Below are 23,300 nucleotides of genomic sequence, written 5' to 3'. Positions count from 1 at the left end.
ATTGCAAAAAGATATATAATATTGAATGTTTTACCTTTTTAAGGATGTAAAGCAGGGGCTGGCTATTAACATTCTTTTGATCACTTGCGTATCTCATACTTAGAGATATATTGTGAGTTCAAATTTCAAACAAAAAGGTGGATGTCTGGTAATGTACACAAAACGTACCTTGTTCTTTTTGATTCTTGTTTTTTTAATGATCTTTACAGCATCATGTTCAGATAATGAAAACATAAGTCTGGCAGATAACAGCGGAAATCATATTTTTCTTAAAACAACTACGATAAATACGGATAAACTTGCAGAGGAAGACGGACAGGAAGTTGCCGTATCTTCAAATTCAATTGAAGAAGCCATTGATGTTACAGAACAATACTACATTGCACAGTTCAGAGGACCTGTCTTTGAAGATCAGAAAGAAGAACTGGGTCAGACAGGGGCAGTACTGTACGACTATCTACCTGACAATGCATTCATTGTGAGAATGAACGCTTCTGTTATACCAGAGGTAAGTTCACTAAACTTTGTAAAATGGATAGGCGAATACCGGGCCTCCTACAAGTATGAACCTGCAATCACAGTCACAGCAAACAAACTGACGTCTGAATCAGAAGTGGAAAAAGCAGATTTGCTGGTAATGGTCTTTGATGCAAGTGAAAATTCCAGAATAGATGAAGAGATCACTGAGATACAAGGAACTGTGACAGAGAATTCCAATAATATCCTTCGGATAAAGATCCCAAAGAGCAGAATAGATGAACTTGCGGCTATCAATGGTGTTAGCTGGATAGAGGAATATCGGGAACCTGTTCTTTTGAATGACATTGCCGCAGGTATTGTCGGCGTAACGCCTGTTCACGATACACACGGATTGAATGGTAGTGGACAGATAGTTGCCGTTTGTGATACCGGTGTAGATACAGGTGTTGATGATGAATCCATGCATGCAGATATTAGAGGAAGGATACTGGATTTTGTCTATCTTTCTGATGACGGTGCAGCAGATATGCATGGTCATGGAACACATGTTGTTGGTTCGATCCTCGGTAATGGTGCGGAGTCAGGCGGCCAGTATAAAGGAATGGCACCCGAAGCAAGCCTTGTTTTTTTAGAATTTCTGAATTCAAATGGTACTTTGTCTGTTCCATATTATATTAACCAATCAGTTTTTCAGCCTGCGTATGATCTTGGTGCAAAGATGCACTCCAATAGTTGGGGTTACACAGGAGAGTATGGAAATTATACGATATTTTCAAAGCAGGTAGACCAGTTTATGTGGGAAAATCCTGATATGCTGATTTTGTTTGCAGCTGGTAACTACGGTGTAGACCAGGATGATGACGGTATTGTGGATCAGAATTCTATACAGGATCCGGCAACTGCTAAGAACTGTATTGCAGTAGGCTCTTCTGAAAATAACAGAAGCAGTTTTATTAATACATGGGGAGATTCTTACGGTTTCCCGATTGATGTAGATAAAAGAGCAGATAATATTGAAGGCATTGCAGCCACAAGCAGCAGGGGACCTACAACTGATGGAAGGATAAAACCCGATTTGATCGCACCTGGAACATATATCGTGTCAGTAAAGTCCAGCCAAGCCAGTATTAACTCATGGTATTTAAATGAAAACTATGCCCCTATGAGTGGAACCAGTATGGCAACACCGATAGTCGCCGGCTCTGCAGCTCTTATCAGGCAATACTACAGTGATACTGAAGGTTTTTCAAACCCAAGTGCGGCACTAATCAAGGCAACCCTGATTAATGGTGCCCACGACATGACCCCCGGACAGTATGGAACTGAAGAGTATCAGGAGATTGAAGGCAGGCCAGATTACTCACAGGGATGGGGGCGAATCGATTTGGAAAATTCATTGTTCCCACGATATCCGGAAGTCATCGCCTATTTTGATAAGGAGACAATCTCTGACACAGATGATTTCTGGGAGTTTGATTACGGATACATAGAAGAAGGCGAGCCCCTGCGTGCAACACTCGTATGGACCGACTATCCGGGATCCGAGGCTGCAGGAAAAGTACTTGTGAACAATCTTGATCTTACAATCACAGACTCATTTGACACATACTACGGAAATTATGATCTGAATAATGCTCCAGATACTGCTAACAACGTAGAGGGAGTGGAAATAGATGAAACCATAGCCGGAGATTATAAAATCAGAGTTGACGGTACAAATGTACCGGAAGGACCACAGGACTTCTCCCTTGTACTGTCGTTCACCTGCGACAACAATGAATTCCCCGCAAACGGATCATCTACAGATGATAGTTCTACAGTTGTTTCCACGAATGTAGTTCATCCTGGAGGAGTGGACCGGAGTTCCATACAGATGATGATCAACGACTCAACTGTGGACTTTACTGCCGTTGAAATCGACGGTGGATATAGAATCTCTTATAGTACGCCAACTGCTTACCAGAATGGAGATTATAATGTTTCAGTGAATGCGCAGACGATTAGCAGACAGGAATTCTCATATAATTGGGAATTTAATATGAATGCTTCACCTGTCACTAACCATGCTCCTGTTCTTGATACAATCGGTGATCAGACGGTTGATGAACTTACAGAACTTACATTTACAGCAACGGCAAATGATTCAGATTTGCCGGAAAACACACTTACTTTCAGTCTTTCAGGAACAGTACCAAATGGTGCAGCAATAACATCTGATGGAGTATTAACATGGACACCAACAGAGTCACAGGGACCTGATTCTTACACGTTTGATGTAGAGGTATCGGATGGTTCTCTGACAGACAGTGAGACCATAACAGTAACAGTTAAAGAAGTCAATGTTGCTCCGGTACTTGATTCAATAGGCGATCAGACAATTGATGAACTTACAGAACTTACATTTACAGCAACGGCAACTGATTCTGACATTCCTGAAAACACACTTACTTTCAGTCTTTCAGGAACAGTACCAAATAGTGCAGCAATAACATCTGACGGAGTATTCACATGGACACCAACAGAGTCACAGAGACCTGATTCTTACACGTTTGATGTAGAGGTATCGGATGGTTCTTTGACAGACAGTGAAACTATAACAGTAACAGTTTATGAGGACAATGCTCCTCCTGAATTTGACTCAATTTCCCCAAAGATTATAGAAGTAACCAAGAATCTACAATTCTTCATCAACGCAACCGACATAGATAGTAATGACCTTACGTACTCTAATGAAAGTATTTTGCCAGATGGAGCAACATTCAACGATACTTCCCTTCTATTCAACTGGACCCCAACAACTGACCAAAAAGGAACTTACGATATAAATTTCAGCGTGACCGATGGTGAAAAAAGTGATAATCAAACAGTTACAATAACTGTAAAAGAATTATCAGCATCCACAACACCAGCCACATCAATAAGCTCCGGCAGTTCAGGCGGTGGCGGTGGCGGAGGCACCACCGGGGAAGAATATGAGAACATCGAGATCAAAGACGTAAACTCACTCTTCGTAGGAAAGGACAAGGTAGCCAGATTCGAGTTCGATAATCCGGATCTTGACATAATGTACGTTGAATACACTTCATTGAAGAATGCAGGCACAATAAGCGTAACAATCGAGTCCCTGAAGGACAAATCAACATTTGTTCATACCTTGCCTTCCGGAGAGATCTACAGGAACATGAATATATGGGTCGGTAAAACCGGCTATGCTATTGATGCAAACATTGCCGACCCTGTCATAGCATTCAGAGTCGACAAATCCTGGATCAATGAAGAAGACATAGATGATGACTCTATTAGTCTCAACAGATACAGCGATGGTTCATGGAGCAGATTGGCAACTGAGATCGTGGACTCTGACGAGGATTTCCTTTACTTTGAAGCAGAGACACCGGGCTTTTCTCCCTTTGCGATCACAGGAATAAAGATACAGGATGAAGCAAAACTGGCCGATGGGTCGGAAACTCTGTATTCCACACCGGAAAATGGCGATAACGATTCAGTACTGGAAGGAGAAGTCACGGTAAACGAGACTGAAGCAGAACGTACTTTAGATGCACTATCCGGTCCGATCAGCCTTTTGCTTATTTGCCTTGCCTGTTTGCTTATAAGGAAAAAGTGATTCATGTTTCAAAAGGACTATTATAAGAAACTGTATCAACAAATCTTTTTTTATTAATCAGTATGTATAAATATATTTAGGCCAATATCCAGACATCCCAAATAGCCAAGGATGTTGGTTCATGCATACTAAAAACACGATACTTGTAGCCATTATTCTCATATTATTACCCACTACGCTTGCAGTTTCCGGAAGTACGGATAATACAGATCTTAATGACAATAATCTCATCCTCTTAAAAGCCGCTCATATAAATACAGATACTTCAGGAGAAGAGGAATTGCAGACTGAAGAGAAGACGACCAGTAAATACTCCATCCAGTCTGCAGAAGATGTTGATAGATATTATATCGTACAATTTACCGGACCAGCCCGGGAAACATGGAGACAGAATATAACAGCCAGAGGAGCCACCATCTACAATTATGTTCCCAACAACGCTTTCATTTTCAAGATGAGCACTGATGTAAAAGCAAATGTCGAATCCCTGGATTTTGTCAAATGGGTAGGCGAATATCAACCATCATACAAGTACGAGTCAGAGCTGACAGGCGAGGAAGGGATTCTGACATCCAAAGCAGATACAGATACAGAAGAAACATACCATGTAATCCTGTTTTCTGAATCCGATTACAAGAGAATTATTTCTAATATTGAAAATCTCGGAGTCAGGATCCTTTCCGGTTCAGGAAATGTACTTCGAGTAGAAACTTCTGCCGACAAAATTCCTGAGATAGCATCCATCAGTGGTGTCAGCTGGATCGAAGAATACGTCCTACCGACTATTAACAATGATGTTGCCGCAGGAATCATCACTGTGGATACCGTCCGCAACACATACGGATTAAACGGTAGCGGACAGATCGTGGCAGTCTGTGATACCGGACTTGACACGGGAAATAAAGAGACGGTGAATGACGATTTTAGAGGAAGAGTAATAGATATTTTTGATGTGGCAGATGACGGGGATAAGCGAGACTTATATTCAGGCCATGGGACACATGTAGCTGGTTCTGTTCTGGGAAATGGAAATCTTTCAAATGGACTGTATGCAGGGATGGCGCCTGAAGCAAAATTAGTATTCCAAGCAATTGGGGAATATAGTCATGAGAAAGAAAAAGAAGTTTTAGATTTGCCAGCTAACCTGAAAGACGTTTTCTTTCAAGCCTATAACACCGATACGAGTACAAGAATACATACCAATAGCTGGGGAGGAGATTCAAGTGGTGAGTATACTACTGAATCTCAACAGGTTGATTCTTTCGTATGGGAACATCCAGACATGCTAATCGTTTTTGCTGCTGGCAATGAAGGTCCAAATAGTAACACAATTGGTTATCCGGCAACTGCAAAAAATGCGCTGACTGTAGGTGCTTCTGAAAATGACAGACCTGAAGAAGGACACTATTCAGATAACGTCAATGATGTTGCATCTTTTAGTAGTCGTGGACCTACCGCAGATGGCCGAATAAAACCAGATGTTGTTGCTCCGGGAACATTCATTGCTTCTACAAGATCGAGTGAGGCAACAACCGATACTATACATGGTAAAGCAATTAATAGCAATTATCTTTACCTGAGCGGCACAAGTATGTCAACACCAATTGTTGCAGGTTCTGCTGCTCTTATCAGACAGTACTACACCGATATAGATAACGTGTCCAATCCGAGTGCTGCACTCATAAAAGCCACATTGATTAACGGAGCATGTGATATAAATCCGGAAAGTACCGGCAGACCAGATTATTCCCAGGGATGGGGTCGCGTTGATATTGAGAACTCGATATATCCCCAGTATCCTTATGTCATTGAATATTTCGATAATCCTGAAGCATTAAATGATGACCAGGATAATGTTAGTTACAATCCTGAATGGAATATCAGTTATAATGTAGCTGAAAATTCAGACAATTTAAGGGCAACGCTTGTCTGGACAGACTATCCAGGATTTGATGCTGCAGACAACGTGCTTGTGAATAACCTGGATATGATATTAGTCACGCCAGACAACAGCGAAAAATATGGAAATCTTGGATCTGTACCTGATACTTTGAATAACGTTGAAGGTATCGAATTACAAGACCCTGCTCCTGGAACATATAACATAATAGTGAATGCAACAGCAATCCAGAAAGGACCTCAGAACTTCTCACTTGTCCTATATTACAAAGCTGATGTAAATGAATACCCTAAAAATAATAATTATACAACTAATGGCTTAACTCCTGTTTCGATTAACCTTACACATGCACATGGAATCAACCCAGATTCAATAAACATGACAATAAATGGTTTGTGTGTTAATTCCACCCCCTATCCCATAGATGGCGGATTCAATGTATCGAACCAGACTGCAGAACCATACCAGGAAGGATATTACAATGTATCCATAACTGCTCTGACAAACCAGAGCGAAGAGATAAGCTACGAATGGACATTCTACGTAAGTGTAGAAGATAATGTAATAACAATAGACGATATTGCAGAGAGTTCAGTAATACAGGAAAATACAGTCAATATCAACATCAGTGACAGTAAGTACTGTAACTTCTGGTACAACGTTGACAATGGAGAGAATTCCTCCACAGAAACAGGATTCTGGTTCAATACAACCCTCAACCTGACAGAAGGTCAGCATAACTTTACAGTCTTTGCTGAGGACATAACTGGATTCGTAAATTCAACCACTGTGAACTTCACAGTATTCAACAGTCAGCCAACAATTGATTCACCAGAGTCAGGAACTATCTACTACCTGCCAGCAGATAATTTCTCACTTAACGGAACTGCAGGAATAGCGACCAATATATCAGTATATGTCAATGGAATCATTACCAATGAGTCATGGCCTGTTTCAAACGGCATGTTCAATTTAACAAACATCCCATTGTCGAATGGAACGAATACCATCAACGTTACTTCAATTTACAATAATTCCGAGAACAACTATTTCAGTTCCAACACAACAATATATCTTAGTCTTGGAGAGACTTTCAATACTGAAGGAAATGATGAAGCCATCCTTTCTGTCCCGGGTATCAGCAATAATGTCAGTCATTCTGTCCTTAACTTCAATATCACAGGCACATCAGCAAATCCCGGAAACATCTCTGCTGCTATTGTAAGAGGAGAGGAGCCTGTGGACGGTTCGATTCTTGCAGCAAGTCCAATCGATATCAGAGTGATTAATGAGTCCGATGTTAACTATTCGTATCAGTTCGGAAGAAATGTATCCCTTACCCTCGGATATGACACCTACCTTGTAACAAATGCAGAAAAATTGATGCTTGCCTGGTACAATCCAGAGGAAGACGCTTGGATTTCCTTCAGGACTAGTAGAAATACATCTGCACACACGGTAACAGCAAATATCACCCACCTAAGCATTTATGCGCCGCTGGAAGATAATACTGCACCTGTAATCAGTGATCTTACGTACTCAAGTACCCGGTCATCAGTAACACTGACATGGAACCAATCTCAGGACACAGATCATGTGGAGATATGGAAGAACGGAGTATTCTTAAAGAACAGTTCTGCAGGACAGACCACGGATACAGGACTTTCTGAAGCCACAGACTACGATTACGGGCTCAGAGCCATAGATTTTGCAGGCAATACAGGTAACTGGTCCAATATCAGTGCTACAACGGCTGCAGTAATAACTACCACATCCAGCTCCTCCGGCGGAGGAGGCGGTGGTGGCGGAGGCGGCTCCACAGGTGAAAAATATGAAAATATCGTCTTCAAGGATGTACTCACATTATATGCCGGAAAGGACGAGGTTGTGGACTTTGATTTCAATGATGATAAGAACGACATAGATTATGTCCGCTACCTGTCACTGAAGAATGCGGGAAAAATCACTGTGACTATAGAGGTTTTAAAGAATACTTCCACATTTTCCAATAGCGTAGCCTCCGGCACAGTTTATAAGAATATAAATATCTGGGTCGGAAAAACAGGTTATGCCACAGAGGAAAACATCAGGGACCCTGTAATCGGATTCAGGGTTGACAGGGAATGGTTGCTTGAAAATGATATTGATCAGTCATCCTTAGAGCTTCAGAGATACTCAGGAGGGGTATGGAATAAGTTATCCACCGAACTGTGTGGCTCTGATGAGGAATACCTTTACTTTGAAGCAAAGACACCTGGTTTTTCACCTTTTGCCATTACAGGCATGAGTACGGAGATTCAAACAGAGAATATCGTTGACGGTACTGTCCTGATGGAAGAAGAAATCGAAACGAATGAAGATCCTCTTGCAGAGAACACATCAAGATCAGGAACGGAATCTTCAACATCTTATGCAATGTTATGGGTCTATGCCGGATTTGCAGGACTGATCCTTGCCATCGCCTATCTCCTCGTAAGAAAACAGCAAAATTAATATTATGATGCTGACCATTAAACGCTGGAGAATCAGACTTGAAAAAAGCAGTCCTTGGTATAGAGGGCACCGCATGGAATCTCAGCGTTGCTATCGTAAATGAAAAAGATGTCATATCAGAAGCCACTGATATGTACGTTCCTCCGAGCGGAGGGATTCACCCACGTGAAGCGGCACAGCATCATGCAAAGTATGCTTCACTTATGGTAAAAAAGGCCCTGGACGAAGCTCAGGAAAAGGGTATCGAAGTATCCGATATCGACGCCATCTCTTTTTCACAGGGACCCGGACTTGGTGCCTGCCTGCGTACCGTGGCAACCGCTGCAAGGATGCTTGCGATAACTCTGGATGTTCCGCTCGTTGGTGTGAATCACTGTCTGGCCCATGTCGAAGTGGGTCGCTGGAAGACACCTGCTGATGATCCCGTTACACTTTATGTCAGTGGTGCCAATTCACAGGTGCTTGCATACAGGATGGGAAAGTACCGCGTTTTTGGTGAAACCCTGGACATAGGTCTCGGAAATGCCCTGGACAAGTTTGCAAGGAGTGCCGGTCTCAGCCATCCAGGGGGTCCGAAGATCGAGCAGCTGGCCGGACAGTCAGATAACTACATACCCATGCCCTATGTTGTAAAGGGAATGGATCTTTCTTTCTCAGGACTCTCGACAGCAGCAACCGAAAGCCTGACAAAGTATCCTCTTGAGGATGTGTGTCACTCCCTGCAGGAAAATGCCTTTGCCATGGTTGTGGAGGTGACGGAGCGTGCACTTGCCCATACAGAAAAGAATGAGGTTTTGCTTGCCGGTGGTGTGGGAGCTAACGCACGTCTCAGGGAAATGCTGGACATAATGTGTGAGGACAGGGGAGCATCCTTCTATGTGCCTGAAAAGAGGTTCATGGGAGATAACGGGGCCATGATAGCGTATCTTGGACTTCTGATGTACGAAGCAGGAGACACTCTGGACATTGAAGATTCACATGTGAACCCCAATTTCAGACCTGATGCCGTGGATGTAAGCTGGCGTGAGTAAAATGATGAGGTTATAAGATGTATCTTACAAGGGGTGCCGAAGCCACTGTCAAACTGGAAAATGAATTAATTGTCAAAGAAAGAGTGCCTAAAAGGTACCGCCTCAAGGAACTTGACGAGCGAATCCGGAAGGAACGTACAAAGGCCGAGGCACGCCTGATATCCGAAGCCAGGCGTCTGGGAATTCCTACACCAATAATACATGATATTCAGAACTCGACAATTGTGATGCAGTACGTTCCGGGAACCCCACTCAAACATGTGATCGACGAAAGCCTTAGCCAGCAACTTGGGGAGCTCGTGGGCAGACTGCATACAGGAGGAATCATTCACGGAGACCTCACGACTTCAAATCTCCTGCATTACAAGGACAGGATATATATGATAGATTTCGGACTGGCTTTCATGGATCCCGGGATAGAGGCAAAAGGCGTGGACATACATGTCCTCTTCCAGACTTTTGAAAGCACACACCACGATCATGAAGCACTTACAGATGCATTCTGCAAAGGATACAGACAGACATGCGAAAATGCAGAGGAAGTTCTGGAAAGAGTAAAGGAAATAGAAAAGAGAGGAAGATATGCATAAGATAGTTTTTGTGACGGGAAATAAAGGCAAGTTCGGAGAGGTAAAGGAAATACTTGAGGCAAAAGACATCGAAGTTATCCAGAACAGGGACGGATACCCCGAGCTACAGGAAGATGACCTTGAGCCAATAGCAGCCTACGGTGCAAAATGGGCTTCTGAAAAACTGGGAATGCCGGTAATGGTAGATGATTCCGGCCTGTTCATCAAAGCACTTAATGGCTTTCCCGGACCATATTCCGCTTTTGTAGAGGAGAACCTGGGTAATAAGAAGGTTCTCAGGCTGATGGAAGATGAAAAGGACCGATCTGCGACATTTAAATCCGTCATCGGATACTGCGAACCCGGCGGCGAGCCCGAAGTGTTCACAGGAACCGTAGGGGGAAATATATCCTTTGAAGAACGCGGCACAGGTGGTTTCGGATACGATCCTATTTTCGACTATAACGGAAAGACATTCGGCGAGCTTGGAAATGAAGAAAAGAATAAGGTCTCACATCGCAGAAGAGCCCTGGATAAATTCTTTGAGTGGCTGGATTAAGACATAATGCACAGGGGAGGATTGGGTTGAAAGACAGAAGTTTCTGGAAGGACACGAACGGTATCGATACAGTTCCCCAGAAAATGATCTTTTACCTCATGATCACCGGAGTAATCCTTGTACTTGTTGCAGTTTCGTGGAACAATGTTTCTATATACCTTACTGATTCACAGATTGAAAAAGAGGTCAACAGCCTTTCGGTAGAACTGCTTTCAATACAGAAAGGATACCCGAGGGACCTGAGTGAAGTGGACGGTACCGAAGGCTCCATGTGTGTGGTACAATTATCTCTCCCTGACAGCGTGCAGTACCTGTCGCTGGGAGTGGATCCCGATCCTGACCTTGACGGAAATCTCAGTAACTCCGTCTGGAATGCTGAAAACAATACCATTATCATCCAGCATTATAATGGTGTTAAGAAGAGATTTCTGATCGGCGGTGAGAAAATTAATTTCCGCAAAGGTAGTCTTGATAAAAACGGAAACTGGAACCTGGATACCAATAATCTCTCCGAAAATAAAGGAATCGTGGTTCAGAATCCTGTTACAGGTGAATTCATATTCGAACTTGTACTATACGATAAAAAATACACCCTTTCCCATTTTTGAGTTGCCGATCCGGATTACCGATCAGTATCTCAGCAGGATATACTTTTCATTGAAGTAAGCACCAGGAGTTGTAAAGTCGAACACCACAAGAGCTCCTGCTTCCGGCCTGACCTGGAATGATACTTCGGTTCTTGGTTTGAGACCTTCGTAGTCCTCATCATCTTCTCCGAATACCTGACGGATATCCACTATGATCTCCATGATATCCCCGGTCCTCAGCACAGGCTGAGTGGCTTTGAATGCTGCCTGATCACGGGAGCGTATCGGACTGACTGAGAAGTACTCTTCTGTAGGAGTGTGTATCTCAGTGCTTGTATCCGCTGTATCGTATCTTATATTGGCAACATGCTCACCGTCTGAAAGATATATGATCAGTTGTGAAAGATCTACATCCTCACTACCCGGACCAAGGGATACTGAAATGTGCAGTTTTGTGATCTCACCGTAATCCACAATATCATCAACAACTATAGTACCGGAAGTAGTACCTGAAGTCGTATCTACCGTGAAATTATGATTGCCTTCCTGTGAAAAACGATACTCATAGAAAGAGCCAGCCTCTATGGGAACAGCAGATTGACCATCAACTGAAACATTGAAAGCTTCGGCATCAGATATCCATTCAACCATATGGCCTTTAGAAATCGATAAATTAGCAGGAGACACAGTTCCGTTTGAAACCGTTACTGTAGAATAAGCTGCACGTTCACCTTCCACACGGTCAACACGCATGTTGGAAGCTACCTCCCTGGTAGTCTCCTGACCTGTCTGAGATGCCTTCTGCTGAAGTACACCGGATGTTTTGATAAGGAGTGCTGATGCTACTGCAGCTACCAGTACCATGGATATGAAAATGATTAGGGTACCTATACCTACCTGTGCACGGCTGTCGCTGTGCATTGTCTGCTTCTGATTTGCTTTCGTGCGACTTCCCTCATCAACGTTTTAGCAATCGTGTAACAAGAGTATATAGTTTATAGTATATTAATGCTGTTATTTAACAGAAGTTGAAATTAACAGACTAATATACTGAGATACCATATCATCTCAAACGTTACACAACATAATATAACATACCTAATATTTAAATTATACCATTAATATGTTATTTCAAATATAATATGAAACATATCAGACAAAATAAGCTTTATCCAGAAGAATAGCTCTTGCCGGTGCTGCCTCGCATCCATGAAGTTTCAAAGGAAGGCAGATAAAACTATACAGACCGGACTCAGCTTCGCAAAGGTTCAGGTTTTCCACAATATTTATTCCATTCTCCAGAAAAAGTCTGTGATTTTCCAGAGACGGAGCGATATCCACGGAAAGAGTGTCAATGCCGACTGTCCTGAAACCATGATCCACTATCCAGGAACCTGCATCTGATCCCAAAAATATTGGATCCGCCGGAGAACTTCTATCCTCACTGTCACAGGAAGAACCGGTCCTTATCAGCAAAATACAGGCATCATCAGCATCACCATTAAAACTTTCCAGAGCAAGGTCCAGATCCTCAGCGGAAATGTCCGCGCTCACAAAGGACAGATCAAGAAGAAGAGCCAGACCCATCAGTGATTCAATTGGAATCTTTTCAACATGAGACCCGCCTTCAAATATATGAGCAGGGGCATCCACATGGGTCCCTGTATGAGTACCGAATGTGACCCTGGAGACAGCATATCCTTCGAAATCAACCGAGGCAACAGATTCAATCACAGTTTCCGGGTCGCCAGGATATACGGGAGTCTCAGGAGATATGCCTTCAGTGATGTCGATGATTTTCCTGTGCATTTTAAACACTTATAACAGGACTAACTTTTCAGAAAACGCAAGGAATTATCAAGTACCGCATTTGCCTGTCTTTCACTAAGTCCTGCGCCCATGGCAATCAGTTTCGCATAATCACGGGTAATGAGATTATCGGGACTATGTGCATCGGTATCCACAACAAGTGTGGCACCTGCCTCCATTCCGGTATTTGCTACATGACCGTTTGTCCTGTTATGTCCGTTACGTGCAGTGATCTCAAGGCACACATCATTTTCACGGGCATTCTCAGCTTCCTCAAGAGTGATAAATCCGGGATGTGCAAGAATGTCAACATCACTGAGTTCAACGGATGCGGCATTGGTACCAGGCATGACGGGCTCACTGATAGTTTCACCATGCACTACAATGATCTCAGCGCCAAGATCCTTTGCCTTTTTTGCCAGCGGAGCGATCTTTCTTGGTGGCACATGTGTTATTTCGACACCCACTACAACCTGTATGTCAAGCTCATCTTCCAGATATTTGGCCTTGCTGACATTTTTCAGGACATGCTCGACATTGGAGAAATCAACATGGTCGGTAATTCCGATCGCCCTGTAACCCTTTACCACAGCCCTTCTTACCAGCTCACTGGGAATCAGTTCCCCATCACTGAAAATAGAATGAGTATGCATATCTATCATGAAAACACCTTTATCCGAAATTTATACATGCCTATGCATCTAACTCTAATAAAACCATCCATGAGCTTAAAATCCGGGAGCCTTTATTTATCGGCAAGATTCATATTCCATAATTATAATCTAGCTACTATCGTATTTCTATCAGGAAGGATGAAAAATTGACAGGAATCAGAAGACTGGTGCTTGATGTACTAAAGCCTCACCATCCATCGATCGTAGAGTTCTCCCAGACACTCAGTGTAATTGACGGTGTCTATGGTGTAAACCTCAGTCTTTATGAAGTGGATCAGCAAACAGAAACTGTAAAGATAACGATCGAAGGGGACGATCTGGACTATGAGGCCATAAAAGATTCTATAGAGAATCTCGGTGCCGTGATACACAGCGTGGATGAGATCGCTGCAGGTAAGAGGCTGGTTGAGGAAGTGGAAACGCTTCAGGAAAGATAAAATCTTAAATCTGTAATCATAGTCTAGGTATTTTTGTAAGCCTTTACAAGATTGTCCATGATTCCTTCATGTTCAACAGGGAATCGATCAGAGGTGAATATCTTTAATGATTCGTGATAGGCATTTACTGCATTTTCTGAATTTACTTTCTTGTTTTCAATCTTAGAAAGTTCGAAATATGAATTGCCCAGATTATTTTGAACAGTAGCATATTCCAATGGTTGAGTATCCATGGACAGAATTGTAAGAGCTTCTTTATACGCAGTAATTGCCTTATTGATATGAAATTCCTGATCAGAAATCTTTGACAATTCCAGATAGGTGTTCCCGAGATTGTTCTGTACACCTGCATATTCAACGGGATATACATCTTTTCTGAAAACCCTTAATGACTCATTATAGTGACTTATGGCAGTCAGGAAGTATTCTGAATTATTGTGATGAACACCCATTTTCCTGTAGGCATTTCCAAGCTTGTTGTTAAGCGAAGCAAAATAAAAAGAATCACGTGCCATTGAGAAGTACTGGAGCGATTGCTCATAGGAAGCTATAGAAATTTGAATATCATTTTCCCTGTTGTTCATTCCATGTAACTTTAAATATGCATCACCCATACCATACCGGACAAGGGCAAACTCCCGGGGACAAGAATCCTGCGTAAGATAGTTTTCCGCCATTGTGTATGAAGAGATACTTTTTTGTAAATCTGTAGAATTATGAGTCTGATAAGCTATTTCTTCGTAGGTTTTACCGAGATAATAATAATTAAGACCGTATTCTTTTTGAAAATTATCAGGTGAGATTAATCCAAAAACCGAGTTATAGGTATTTACAGCCTGTTCATAATTCCCGTTTTTGCGGTGATTATCAGCTCTTTCCCATAAGCTTTCTACTTTACTTATTGTTTGCTCTGTTGTATAATAATCAAAAAGCATGGATCCAGCTACTATGAAAATCGCAAGTAACGCAATTATAACAATGTATTTGGGAAATTTCATTGGAACATATGACATTGAGCCGGATCCCCACCGTTATTATGAACGTAGTATTAACGCAGCGGTAAAAATAAGTTACTATGTCAGGCAAATCAATAATATCCAGCCGGACTAAAAAACGAAATTTCAGGAATCCACTTTACTGACAACATCCGCAAAGGCGAAATTGGGTTTTACGTCCTTAATTTTAATCCTCACACGGTCGCCAATTTCAACATTCTTGACAAAGACCACGAAGCCTTCTATAAGAACCGCTCCGTCTCCGCTTGAGCCAAGCTCATCTATCTCAACATCGAACTCATCCCCTCTGCGAACCGGGGCCGTAAGGAATTTCTTACCAACCACATAGGTCTCGGCACTCTGGGAGCGTGAAGCCTGCGGAGAGTAGGAACGTGTGAATGTGAAATTATTTCTCACTTCATCAAGGAAATCCTTGAACATATCGCCCTGGAAGACCTTTACAACGAAGTTGCCCCCGGGTTTTAATATCTTCTTGGCACATTCAAGGGCTGAGGTGGTGAGGTCTATGGATCTTGCGTGATCCAGGCTCCAGTTTCCCGAAAGGTTCGGTGCAGCGTCACATATGACAACATCGGCACCCGCCTTACCAACCATATCAAATATCTGTGCTATGGTCTTATCCGAGGTGATATCGCCTTTTATGGTTTCAACACCTTCGATGGGACTGATCTTCTTAAGATCTACACCAACTATCCTACCGCCGGAGAGCTTTTTTGCAACCTCGAGCCATCCACCGGGTGCGGCTCCAAGATCCACTACCGTGTCCCCGCGTTTGATCACATTATGTTTTTCATTGATCTGGAAAAGCTTGTAAGCAGCCCTGGATCGAAAACCCTCGTCCTTGGCTCTCCAGTAATAAGTATCCCGTCTGTCTCTTGCCATAAGAATCTGCTACCTGATTAAATCCAACTATCAAATAACTTATGCCGATTTCAGGGATTCTATTCTCTCACTGAGAGTACTTATCTCCGACTCAAGATCAGACATATCGTCCTGAAGCCAGAAACTATAATCATAATACTGGTTCAGAATGTCACTGTACCACTCTTCAAGTCCCTCAAGGTCTTCGAAGCAGGCCTTTCCCTGCTCCAGAGAATCGATCTTACTTTCAAGGTTCTTTATTCTTTTATGGAGGTTGCTATGAAATCTGTCTGCTGCCTTACTAAGGTCCACTTCCCTTTCAGACATCTGCAGTATATCAATCACTTCGCTCAATTCGAAAGGCACTTCAGGAAAAGCATTCGGACCGGGAATATAGTATGAATGCTCATCTTCTTCAAGTCCTGCAACTTCCTCCCAGGAAACAACGGCTACAAGATGCCCCTTTTCAGCTTCATCACACATATCCCTTATAGAAGACTCGGATAGCGTAACATCATCCCTTAGAAGAGAGAGTTCCTTTGATATGGAATATAATTCTTCGATATTCAGGGCACCTAACGCGTCGATAATTCCACAGAGCTCTTCTTTATTTTTCATCCTAATTCAACCTGTTAAATCCTGTATCTGCGATAGATCAGCAATTGTTTCATCAGATCGGGGATATTGTGCTTCTCGACACGGATATCCGACGAAGAGAAGACCCGCTCAATATCCAGAGCCAAGTCAGAGGTCATTTCTTCTGCGAGCTGGCGATCACCTGCTATGACAAAATAGTCCGCTGAATCTCCATATTCATCGATCAGGTCCCTGAGAGCCGGCTTCACCTTGTCGATATGGTGTGCTATATCCTCATCCCTGAGACGTTCAAACCTTCTCTGACTGAATCCTCCTTTAGCATGTTTTGCCTTGACACTGCTTTTTACCAGCTGAAAAGAATCAAGATTCTCCGAATCATGAGAATATCCAATCAATGATTCCCCCGCATGTGCTACCAAAAACAGGATGCTGGCTCTGGTCCTTAGCAGTTTGAGTACAGGAGCGGTGTCAAAAGTATTTCCTGTGCTCCAGCAGGATCGTTTTAAAGGCAAAGGAGGCACAATTAATTCAGTGATCATGAAATCCGGAGAATAGAAAAGCACAAGACCGGTGGGTGAATCCACTTTATCCACCATTGCAATGGTTTCACTGTCCAGCACTTTCAGAGCATCATCATGATACTCTAAATTTTCCATCTTTGAACCTGCAGCAATATACACAGTAACCAGAGAATCTGCAGGATCTTTTACGGATGAGAGTGCCAGAAGGAATTCTTCTGTCCTTTGTTTACTGAACCGGTCAGTACGACTGAAATATAGTTCTCCCGACGTGTCCTTTCTTGCCTTTTCAAGTTCATGTTCGAGAGTTTGTAGTCTTACCTCAGCTGCTTTGAGCTTCTCCTCAGCTTCCTGTTTTGCAGCAACCGCCTTCTTTTCCGATACAGCACTTTTTTCATACCTTTTATTGGCGGTATTTACATCCAGTTCAAGTTCGAAGAGATGCGACTGAAGCTTACTGATCTCTTTTTCCAGCTCTTCTTTACCGGAGTATTTTCTGAAGATGTAGTTGATATTGTCAAAGACTCCTTCTTTTTCAGACATCTAAATGCAATAGAGATGTCCTGTATAAAAAATCTGTCTATTGTCGAATGCCGGATAACGCTGCTTTGCGGCGATTAAAAAGAATAATGAAATAAAAAAATGAAAAATATCAGGCATCCATCGCAAGACGGAAGCCTATGGTAGAATCACCGTCACGGGGATCCTGTCTTTTTCTGTATGCTGACTCCAGTGCATTTGCATTGCTAGAATAGCCACCGCCTCTGGCAATCCTTAAGGATCCGGCCCCTTTATCGACTGCACTGCCATCTTCCTGTGCATCTGAATAACTGTCCAACCAGCTATCCTGTACCAGCTCCCATACATTGCCATGAACATCGTAAAGGCCCCAGGGATTAGGGAGTTTTTGACCTACCTCATGTGTTTTATCGTAGGAATTTTCCTGATACCATGCGTAGTCACCGAGGAAAGGACCTTCTTCGTCATCAACCTCCCCGAAGGAATAAAGAGTGCTTGTCCCTGCCTTTGCAGCATATTCCCATTCGGCCTCGGTCGGAAGCCTGTACTTTGTAGTATCTTCCATCTCATTGAGTTTGTCGATGAATTCCTGTACCTGATTCCATGATATACTTTCAACAGGCAAATCATCGCCCTTGAACTCGGAAGGATTATTTTCCATCACTTCTTCCCACTGTGCCTGGGTTACTTCATAGGTTCCGATATAGAATGCATCGTTGAACCTTACTTCATGAATGGGTTGAGAGTATGCATACTTTGATGTACCCATGTCAAAACTTCCGGCTTCTATTTTCTGAAATTCCATTCCGATAGAGTTGGTAAACTCATCACCGGAATCGCCGCTTGCTGCCGAGCTGCTTACTGTGCTACCGCTGCCACTATCATCGGAAGCGCATCCTGCAACTGATATAGCCACAAGGAGCACTGCCAGGATCGTTATTAGTTTTTTTCTGCCAATCCGCATAATACCACTTGATTCATTTTTTCAGACATTATGATATTAATAGATGTCTATTTTGTTGCATGGCGACAGTAGTTACTTATGCATTATTTTCATATAACCATAAGGCAGTGTACAGTTTTAATTCAAAATAAATATATAAATAATAACATCATTCAGACTGGTTTGTGGTTAGAAGATGAAAAGAATAAGAGTACTACTTATAAGCATATTACTTATAGCAAGCACAGGACTGGGTTGCGTCGGCTTGTCTGAAGAAGCATCTCCTGAATCAGGCGATATTACAATAGGTGCATTATTGCCACTTACCGGCAATCTCGAGTCAATAGGGCAGGCAAGCCAGACTGCGCTTGAAGAATCGCAAGAGGATGTAAACGGTTATTTTTCAGGACTTGGCTCCGAAAAAAATGTGGAAATTGTCGTGAAAGATACTGAGAGCGATCCGGAAACCGCACTGGAGAAGCTCAGGGAACTTGACGAGATGGGAATAAAGATCGTTATCGGACCTCAGGCAAGTGAGGAAGCTGAAGCTGTTCTTGAATACGCAACTGAGAATGGTATCGTACTTATCAGCACTGCATCAACGGCTCCCTCTTTAGCAATCCCCGATGATAATCTGTACAGGTTTGTTCCTGATGACACAAACCAGGGCGCAGTACTGGCCACACTCATGGGAGAAGACAATGTTACCGCGGTTGTACCTGTATACAGGGATGACGTATGGGGAAGCGGATTAACTGATGAAGTGAAAAAGAACTTTGAAGATCGTAATGGCACATTCCTCGAAGGTGTGGTCTACGATGCAGATAATGAGAATCTCTCCACAGAGATAGAAAAGCTAAATGATGAGGTTACGTCAGCCACTACAGAATACGGAAATGAAAATGTAGCCGTGTTCCTTGCCTCATACAGTGAAGCAACTGAGATTTTCTCCCTTGCACAGGACTATTCTGCACTCTCTGATATCAAATGGTATGGCAGTGACGGCATAGCACTGAACGAGGAGCTCATAAGGGACAATGATTCTGCCGCATTTGCTGCTGAAGCGAATATTATGACACCGATATACGGATATGAGGAAGAGAATGACAGGTACATGGCCATCGAATCAAGAGTGGAGGAAAAACTGGGAAGACTTCCTGAAACATATGCACTGGCCGCATATGATGCACTCTGGATAGCTACATTCGTAGATCTTGATTCTGTACCGGAAAGCGATGAAAGTATCAGGCTGGCAATGAACACCCTGACTGACACATACTTCGGAGTCACCGGCTGGACAAAACTCGATGAGAACGGTGACAGGGAAAACTGGGACTATGACATCTGGACAATTTCCGAAACGGATTCTGGCCATCAGTGGGAACGTGCCGCAAGATACCAGGTCGATCCGGGAGAAGAAGGAAAATTGATATTTGTTGAGTGAATGGTGGTGCCTTGCACCACTATCTTTTATTTTTCTATTGATTTTGCTACCTGTTTTCAATTATAAGCCGAACATATCCAGAGGGATTGGTATCGATTGAATTAAAAGATACACAGATTAGAAATTACCCAACCTTCTTAAATACTAAAAAGCCACTTACCACAAATATATCGGACTTAAAGGAAGAAAAACTAATGGACTTAGAACCACTGAAAAAACTAGACAATTTAAGAAGTGTTTCTTTCGAAGGCTGCAATTGCTTTATACATGAAGATCATCGGTGGGTTTTACCAGTTATCCATGATGCCCAGGTAAAAGAAATACTTCCAAAGCCCTGTACAATAATTATATTTGATGCACATCATGACGCTTCAGATCCAATTTGTCCTGAAGATATTCGTGAGTTAAGAAAATCTGGTTTTGACACTTCTGATTTAATTGATTTATGCAAAAACAAGTTGAAAAAGATGGATGACGATTGGTTAAAAGCAGGAATGGAACTGGGACTTATTGATGATGTAGTCATATTTGGAGTTGATAACTATTTTGATAAAGAAAAACTTCGAGAATATGAAGATCATTGTGGAGTTAAACACAGAATCGAAATGATACAGTCCATAATTAGTGAATTAAGTGATAATCAAGGAGATCTGAATGATTTAGCTAGAAGTAAAGAGCTTTGCGGGTTATGGGATATTTTAGGTTGGGAATATAGTCCCGAACATGGGTTCATGTTTTCAGACGATAAAAAAAGTATTCTTTTAGATATTGATCTTGACTGCTTTGCTGTCTTTTGGAGAGAATACCATTTTCCATGGCCACATGAAGTCTTTGAAAATGAATTTTTCAGACCTAGCCAGCATTCAACAACGTCTGGATGGAATGCTGCAAAATTTTTGGAGGAATTTATTAGTCGAGCTGCTTTAATAACTATTGCTGAGGAGCCTGATTTTTGTGGTGGAATCGAAAAATCAAATATTATTTTTGATCGTGTCAATAAATATCTATTTCAAAAAAGACTTTCAATTGAAGCTGAATAACAAAAATAATGAATATTATTGACAATTCTATCAAAATTAATATGGCTTGAATAAATGATAGAAATAGACAATGCTACATATAAAAGTAATAATGTGGATCCAAGTACTCCATATTTTGTGCTTCAGTTTCTCCCATTACTTTACCCACTTTTCGCGAAACTGAAATAGTAACTGGCATTTTAGAATATACAAATGTATTATTCCAGTCAAGCTTAGTTAGTGATATTATTTCCTGACAAACCTGTAATAAAGAGGTATCTAGATTGAAAGGTTTAATTTTAAGAGCGCTAGGGATTGAAAAACCGGGATAGGTACCTAGTGATGGAACAAAACCTGTTGTGAACAAAAATCCGATAGACTCATCTTTCAGTGACAAAAAAGTTCCTCGTAAAACAGGATAAGATGTTTGAGTGAATAACTTTAAATTTGAATTTAAAATAGTTATGAAATCTCTTAACTCAACATTGTTTGTGGCATCTTTGAATCCTTCTAGTTCATCATCCCAGAAGTTGGAACTCTTGTGAACTACAATTCTTGAAGGATAATTTTTTCTTATTGATTTATAATGTTCTAAAACATAAGTTATTAGATTATAAGCATCATTTTTAGAAAGATGAGGACTATTAGGATATTCTTTGTTTATCCAACTGAAAGATTCACCTCTCAACACAAAACTTTCTCCTGTATCTAAGAAAATTTGCGCTAGACTTGCCCTTCTTGTCTCTTCTCCTTTTTCTTTGAAGAAGGAAATACCTACATAACAAGTATTTTCCTCTAAATGTGTTAGTTTCCAAGGGTGACCTCTTTGGCATTTGTATAGCATTCCTACAACAATATTCCAAGCGACTAAACATCTCTCTTGGGTTCCTTTAAGCAAGAGCGTTTCATATCTTATTACCTGTGTAGGGATTTTCAATTGCATCCCAACTAGTTTAATTCGACTATGAAAATCATCGACTCCGACTTTTATAGTAGGTTTATTTGTACCAGAACATTCGCATATTTCATAGAATTGTTGAGGTATACTTATTAAAATAATATCAGGAGGAGTTTCCTTTTCATAAATTATTTTTAATTTCCATTTTATAATATCCAAAGCTTTCTTCGACGAAAATCTTGCATTTTTTATTTCATGAAAATCATGCATATCGATAACAGATTCCCACTCTGGATTAAATACAAATTTAAAACCCAAGTTTGAACTGGAATCTAACCCTGGAAAAGGGATTTTCCATGGTTTAATCTCACCTGAGGGAGAGATTTTATTTTGGAACGATTTGAATAATTGTTTTGTTAAGGCAATTGATTTCGATGAACCAATTATACCAACTTTGAATTCCCTCAAATCTTGAATCTGTAAACCCGAAAAACGTGGCCCATATTTAATTAATCCAATACAAGGATTTAATGAAGTGCCACCGTTTTTGAAAAGTAAATGTGGTTCTTGGATATAATCAACGTGAAAGTCATCCACAGTTATTCCTCATAGTCGGTTATTTGAGAATAGAAATTATCCTCATAATCAAAATTTTCATTAAATACTTCTCCAATTTGTGCTTTGCAGTCTATTTCAAATAACATTTCTTTAAAAGAAAACTGATTCTTTGAAAAATGATCAAAGTTAAATAAATTTGATTGCGAATGCTTAGTCCACTCTGGAAGACCAATAGCCTTCAATAAAAAGAATAATTTACTTTTTTCATTATCGTTAAATGCTTTAATTGGAGCAAACTTATAATTCAATTTCTTTGCATTTTCACCTTTAATTAGTCGCTTCCCATTAGTACTAAACAATCTAAAGTTGTCAAATATAGCGTAAAACTTGCCATTTAGTTCTATAACATCAAATTTAATACTTCGATGAGATACAAAATTAACTGAACCATCAGCCCTTCTATATACTTTTGATAGATATCTTAATTTTTCATCTTTGACTTTTACCTTTATTTCATCTTGATTTAAATTTCTATGAGGATTATACAGAGCCTTTCGTTTTCGATCATAATAAAAACCCTTTTGGAATGCACTTAAGATAATTTGACTTCTAATTAACTGAGAAACAAGCTTATTCTCCTGTACTATATCAATATTTGAAAACTTAAAACTGCCATATGAATTTACTTCACAATATTCTGACAATACATCCTCAGGAATTTCTTCAACTGAGTACAATATACCATTGTACTGTACAAAACTAT

General features: G+C 41.3%; 19 protein-coding genes. 9 read left to right on the top strand and 10 right to left on the bottom strand.

The genetic code is table 11. The annotated features are described in order from the left end of the window. Positions 1-151: 151 nt before the first annotated feature. The 6 genes from HWN40_RS03635 to HWN40_RS03610 all read left to right on the top strand — a co-directional run bounded on the left by HWN40_RS03635 (position 152) and on the right by HWN40_RS03610 (position 11,265). Positions 152-4,105, top strand: coding sequence for a PGF-pre-PGF domain-containing protein (locus HWN40_RS03635; RefSeq protein ID WP_176964481.1), 3,954 nt, complete (start codon positions 152-154; stop codon positions 4,103-4,105). Between the two features lie 121 nt (positions 4,106-4,226). Beyond that, the gene (locus HWN40_RS03630; RefSeq protein WP_176964480.1) at positions 4,227-8,498 is read left to right on the top strand and encodes a S8 family serine peptidase; all 4,272 of its coding nucleotides are present in this window, start codon (positions 4,227-4,229) and stop codon (positions 8,496-8,498) included. Between the two features lie 38 nt (positions 8,499-8,536). Next, on the top strand, positions 8,537-9,529 hold the full coding sequence (locus HWN40_RS03625) for a bifunctional N(6)-L-threonylcarbamoyladenine synthase/serine/threonine protein kinase (RefSeq protein ID WP_176964479.1): 993 nt from the start codon (positions 8,537-8,539) through the stop codon (positions 9,527-9,529). 17 nt (positions 9,530-9,546) lie between these two features. Continuing rightward, a complete protein-coding gene (locus tag HWN40_RS03620) occupies positions 9,547-10,119 on the top strand; it encodes a Kae1-associated kinase Bud32 (RefSeq protein ID WP_176964478.1) in 573 nt (190 codons plus the stop codon). Continuing rightward, the gene (locus HWN40_RS03615) at positions 10,112-10,657 is read left to right on the top strand and encodes an XTP/dITP diphosphatase (RefSeq protein ID WP_176964477.1); all 546 of its coding nucleotides are present in this window, start codon (positions 10,112-10,114) and stop codon (positions 10,655-10,657) included. The genes HWN40_RS03620 and HWN40_RS03615 overlap by 8 nt, the downstream gene beginning before the upstream one ends. Positions 10,658-10,683: 26 nt before the next feature. Continuing rightward, on the top strand, positions 10,684-11,265 hold the full coding sequence (locus tag HWN40_RS03610) for a hypothetical protein (RefSeq protein WP_176964476.1): 582 nt from the start codon (positions 10,684-10,686) through the stop codon (positions 11,263-11,265). A gap of 21 nt (positions 11,266-11,286) precedes the next feature. On the opposite strand, the gene HWN40_RS03605 is transcribed toward HWN40_RS03610, so the two are convergent. The 3 genes from HWN40_RS03605 to HWN40_RS03595 all read right to left on the bottom strand — a co-directional run bounded on the left by HWN40_RS03605 (position 11,287) and on the right by HWN40_RS03595 (position 13,715). After that, positions 11,287-12,165, bottom strand: coding sequence for an archaellin/type IV pilin N-terminal domain-containing protein (locus tag HWN40_RS03605; protein ID WP_176964475.1), 879 nt, complete (start codon positions 12,163-12,165; stop codon positions 11,287-11,289). 231 nt (positions 12,166-12,396) lie between these two features. Continuing rightward, positions 12,397-13,053, bottom strand: coding sequence for a cyclase family protein (locus HWN40_RS03600; protein WP_176964474.1), 657 nt, complete (start codon positions 13,051-13,053; stop codon positions 12,397-12,399). A 20-nt stretch (positions 13,054-13,073) separates the two neighbouring features. After that, the gene (locus tag HWN40_RS03595) at positions 13,074-13,715 is read right to left on the bottom strand and encodes a histidinol phosphate phosphatase domain-containing protein (RefSeq protein WP_176964473.1); all 642 of its coding nucleotides are present in this window, start codon (positions 13,713-13,715) and stop codon (positions 13,074-13,076) included. Between the two features lie 158 nt (positions 13,716-13,873). Here HWN40_RS03595 and HWN40_RS03590 point away from each other — a divergent pair, with 158 nt between their 5' ends. Continuing rightward, positions 13,874-14,164, top strand: a complete 291-nt coding sequence (locus HWN40_RS03590) for a DUF211 domain-containing protein (protein WP_176964472.1) — start codon at positions 13,874-13,876, stop codon at positions 14,162-14,164. Positions 14,165-14,187: 23 nt separating this feature from the next. Here the strand turns inward: HWN40_RS03590 and HWN40_RS03585 are convergent, their stop codons facing one another. The 5 genes from HWN40_RS03585 to HWN40_RS03565 form a co-directional block, all read right to left on the bottom strand. Beyond that, entirely contained in the window at positions 14,188-15,177 is a 990-nt protein-coding gene (locus HWN40_RS03585) for a tetratricopeptide repeat protein (protein ID WP_176964471.1), read from the bottom strand. Between the two features lie 108 nt (positions 15,178-15,285). Then, positions 15,286-16,062, bottom strand: coding sequence for a 23S rRNA (uridine(2552)-2'-O)-methyltransferase (locus HWN40_RS03580; RefSeq protein WP_176964470.1), 777 nt, complete (start codon positions 16,060-16,062; stop codon positions 15,286-15,288). Positions 16,063-16,101: 39 nt separating this feature from the next. Then, a complete protein-coding gene (locus tag HWN40_RS03575; RefSeq protein WP_176964469.1) occupies positions 16,102-16,659 on the bottom strand; it encodes a DUF7109 family protein in 558 nt (185 codons plus the stop codon). A gap of 14 nt (positions 16,660-16,673) precedes the next feature. Beyond that, positions 16,674-17,699, bottom strand: a complete 1,026-nt coding sequence (locus HWN40_RS03570; protein WP_176964468.1) for a Vms1/Ankzf1 family peptidyl-tRNA hydrolase — start codon at positions 17,697-17,699, stop codon at positions 16,674-16,676. A 109-nt stretch (positions 17,700-17,808) separates the two neighbouring features. After that, complete coding sequence (locus HWN40_RS03565; protein WP_176964467.1) at positions 17,809-18,639, bottom strand: formylglycine-generating enzyme family protein; 831 nt, start codon at positions 18,637-18,639, stop codon at positions 17,809-17,811. A gap of 175 nt (positions 18,640-18,814) precedes the next feature. On the opposite strand from HWN40_RS03565, the gene HWN40_RS03560 reads away from it, so the two are divergent. Further along, positions 18,815-20,062, top strand: coding sequence for an ABC transporter substrate-binding protein (locus HWN40_RS03560; protein ID WP_176964466.1), 1,248 nt, complete (start codon positions 18,815-18,817; stop codon positions 20,060-20,062). A gap of 86 nt (positions 20,063-20,148) precedes the next feature. After that, a complete protein-coding gene (locus HWN40_RS03555) occupies positions 20,149-21,102 on the top strand; it encodes a hypothetical protein (RefSeq protein WP_176964465.1) in 954 nt (317 codons plus the stop codon). Positions 21,103-21,175: 73 nt separating this feature from the next. On the opposite strand, the gene HWN40_RS03550 is transcribed toward HWN40_RS03555, so the two are convergent. Further along, positions 21,176-22,576 (bottom strand): argonaute/piwi family protein, encoded by a 1,401-nt coding sequence (locus HWN40_RS03550; protein WP_176964464.1) that lies wholly within the window; start codon positions 22,574-22,576, stop codon positions 21,176-21,178. A 2-nt stretch (positions 22,577-22,578) separates the two neighbouring features. Beyond that, positions 22,579-23,274 (bottom strand): hypothetical protein, encoded by a 696-nt coding sequence (locus HWN40_RS03545; RefSeq protein WP_176964463.1) that lies wholly within the window; start codon positions 23,272-23,274, stop codon positions 22,579-22,581. Between the last annotated feature and the right edge of the window lie 26 nt (positions 23,275-23,300).

This window comes from Methanolobus zinderi, assembly GCF_013388255.1.
GTDB classification, from domain to species: domain Archaea; phylum Halobacteriota; class Methanosarcinia; order Methanosarcinales; family Methanosarcinaceae; genus Methanolobus; species Methanolobus zinderi.
This window is presented reverse-complemented; position numbering and strand designations above follow the sequence as displayed.

Excerpts from the sequence above, each read along its gene's own strand:
- HWN40_RS03635 (WP_176964481.1), top strand. The coding sequence starts at position 152 with ATGTACACAAAACGTACCTTGTTCTTTTTGATTCTTGTTTTTTTAATG.
- HWN40_RS03630 (WP_176964480.1), top strand. The coding sequence starts at position 4,227 with ATGCATACTAAAAACACGATACTTGTAGCCATTATTCTCATATTATTA.
- HWN40_RS03620 (WP_176964478.1), top strand. The coding sequence starts at position 9,547 with ATGTATCTTACAAGGGGTGCCGAAGCCACTGTCAAACTGGAAAATGAA.
- HWN40_RS03615 (WP_176964477.1), top strand. The coding sequence starts at position 10,112 with ATGCATAAGATAGTTTTTGTGACGGGAAATAAAGGCAAGTTCGGAGAG.
- HWN40_RS03605 (WP_176964475.1), bottom strand. The coding sequence starts at position 12,165 with ATGCACAGCGACAGCCGTGCACAGGTAGGTATAGGTACCCTAATCATT.
- HWN40_RS03600 (WP_176964474.1), bottom strand. The coding sequence starts at position 13,053 with ATGCACAGGAAAATCATCGACATCACTGAAGGCATATCTCCTGAGACT.
- HWN40_RS03595 (WP_176964473.1), bottom strand. The coding sequence starts at position 13,715 with ATGATAGATATGCATACTCATTCTATTTTCAGTGATGGGGAACTGATT.
- HWN40_RS03585 (WP_176964471.1), bottom strand. The coding sequence starts at position 15,177 with ATGTCATATGTTCCAATGAAATTTCCCAAATACATTGTTATAATTGCG.
- HWN40_RS03580 (WP_176964470.1), bottom strand. The coding sequence starts at position 16,062 with ATGGCAAGAGACAGACGGGATACTTATTACTGGAGAGCCAAGGACGAG.
- HWN40_RS03575 (WP_176964469.1), bottom strand. The coding sequence starts at position 16,659 with ATGAAAAATAAAGAAGAGCTCTGTGGAATTATCGACGCGTTAGGTGCC.
- HWN40_RS03570 (WP_176964468.1), bottom strand. The coding sequence starts at position 17,699 with ATGTCTGAAAAAGAAGGAGTCTTTGACAATATCAACTACATCTTCAGA.
- HWN40_RS03565 (WP_176964467.1), bottom strand. The coding sequence starts at position 18,639 with ATGCGGATTGGCAGAAAAAAACTAATAACGATCCTGGCAGTGCTCCTT.
- HWN40_RS03560 (WP_176964466.1), top strand. The coding sequence starts at position 18,815 with ATGAAAAGAATAAGAGTACTACTTATAAGCATATTACTTATAGCAAGC.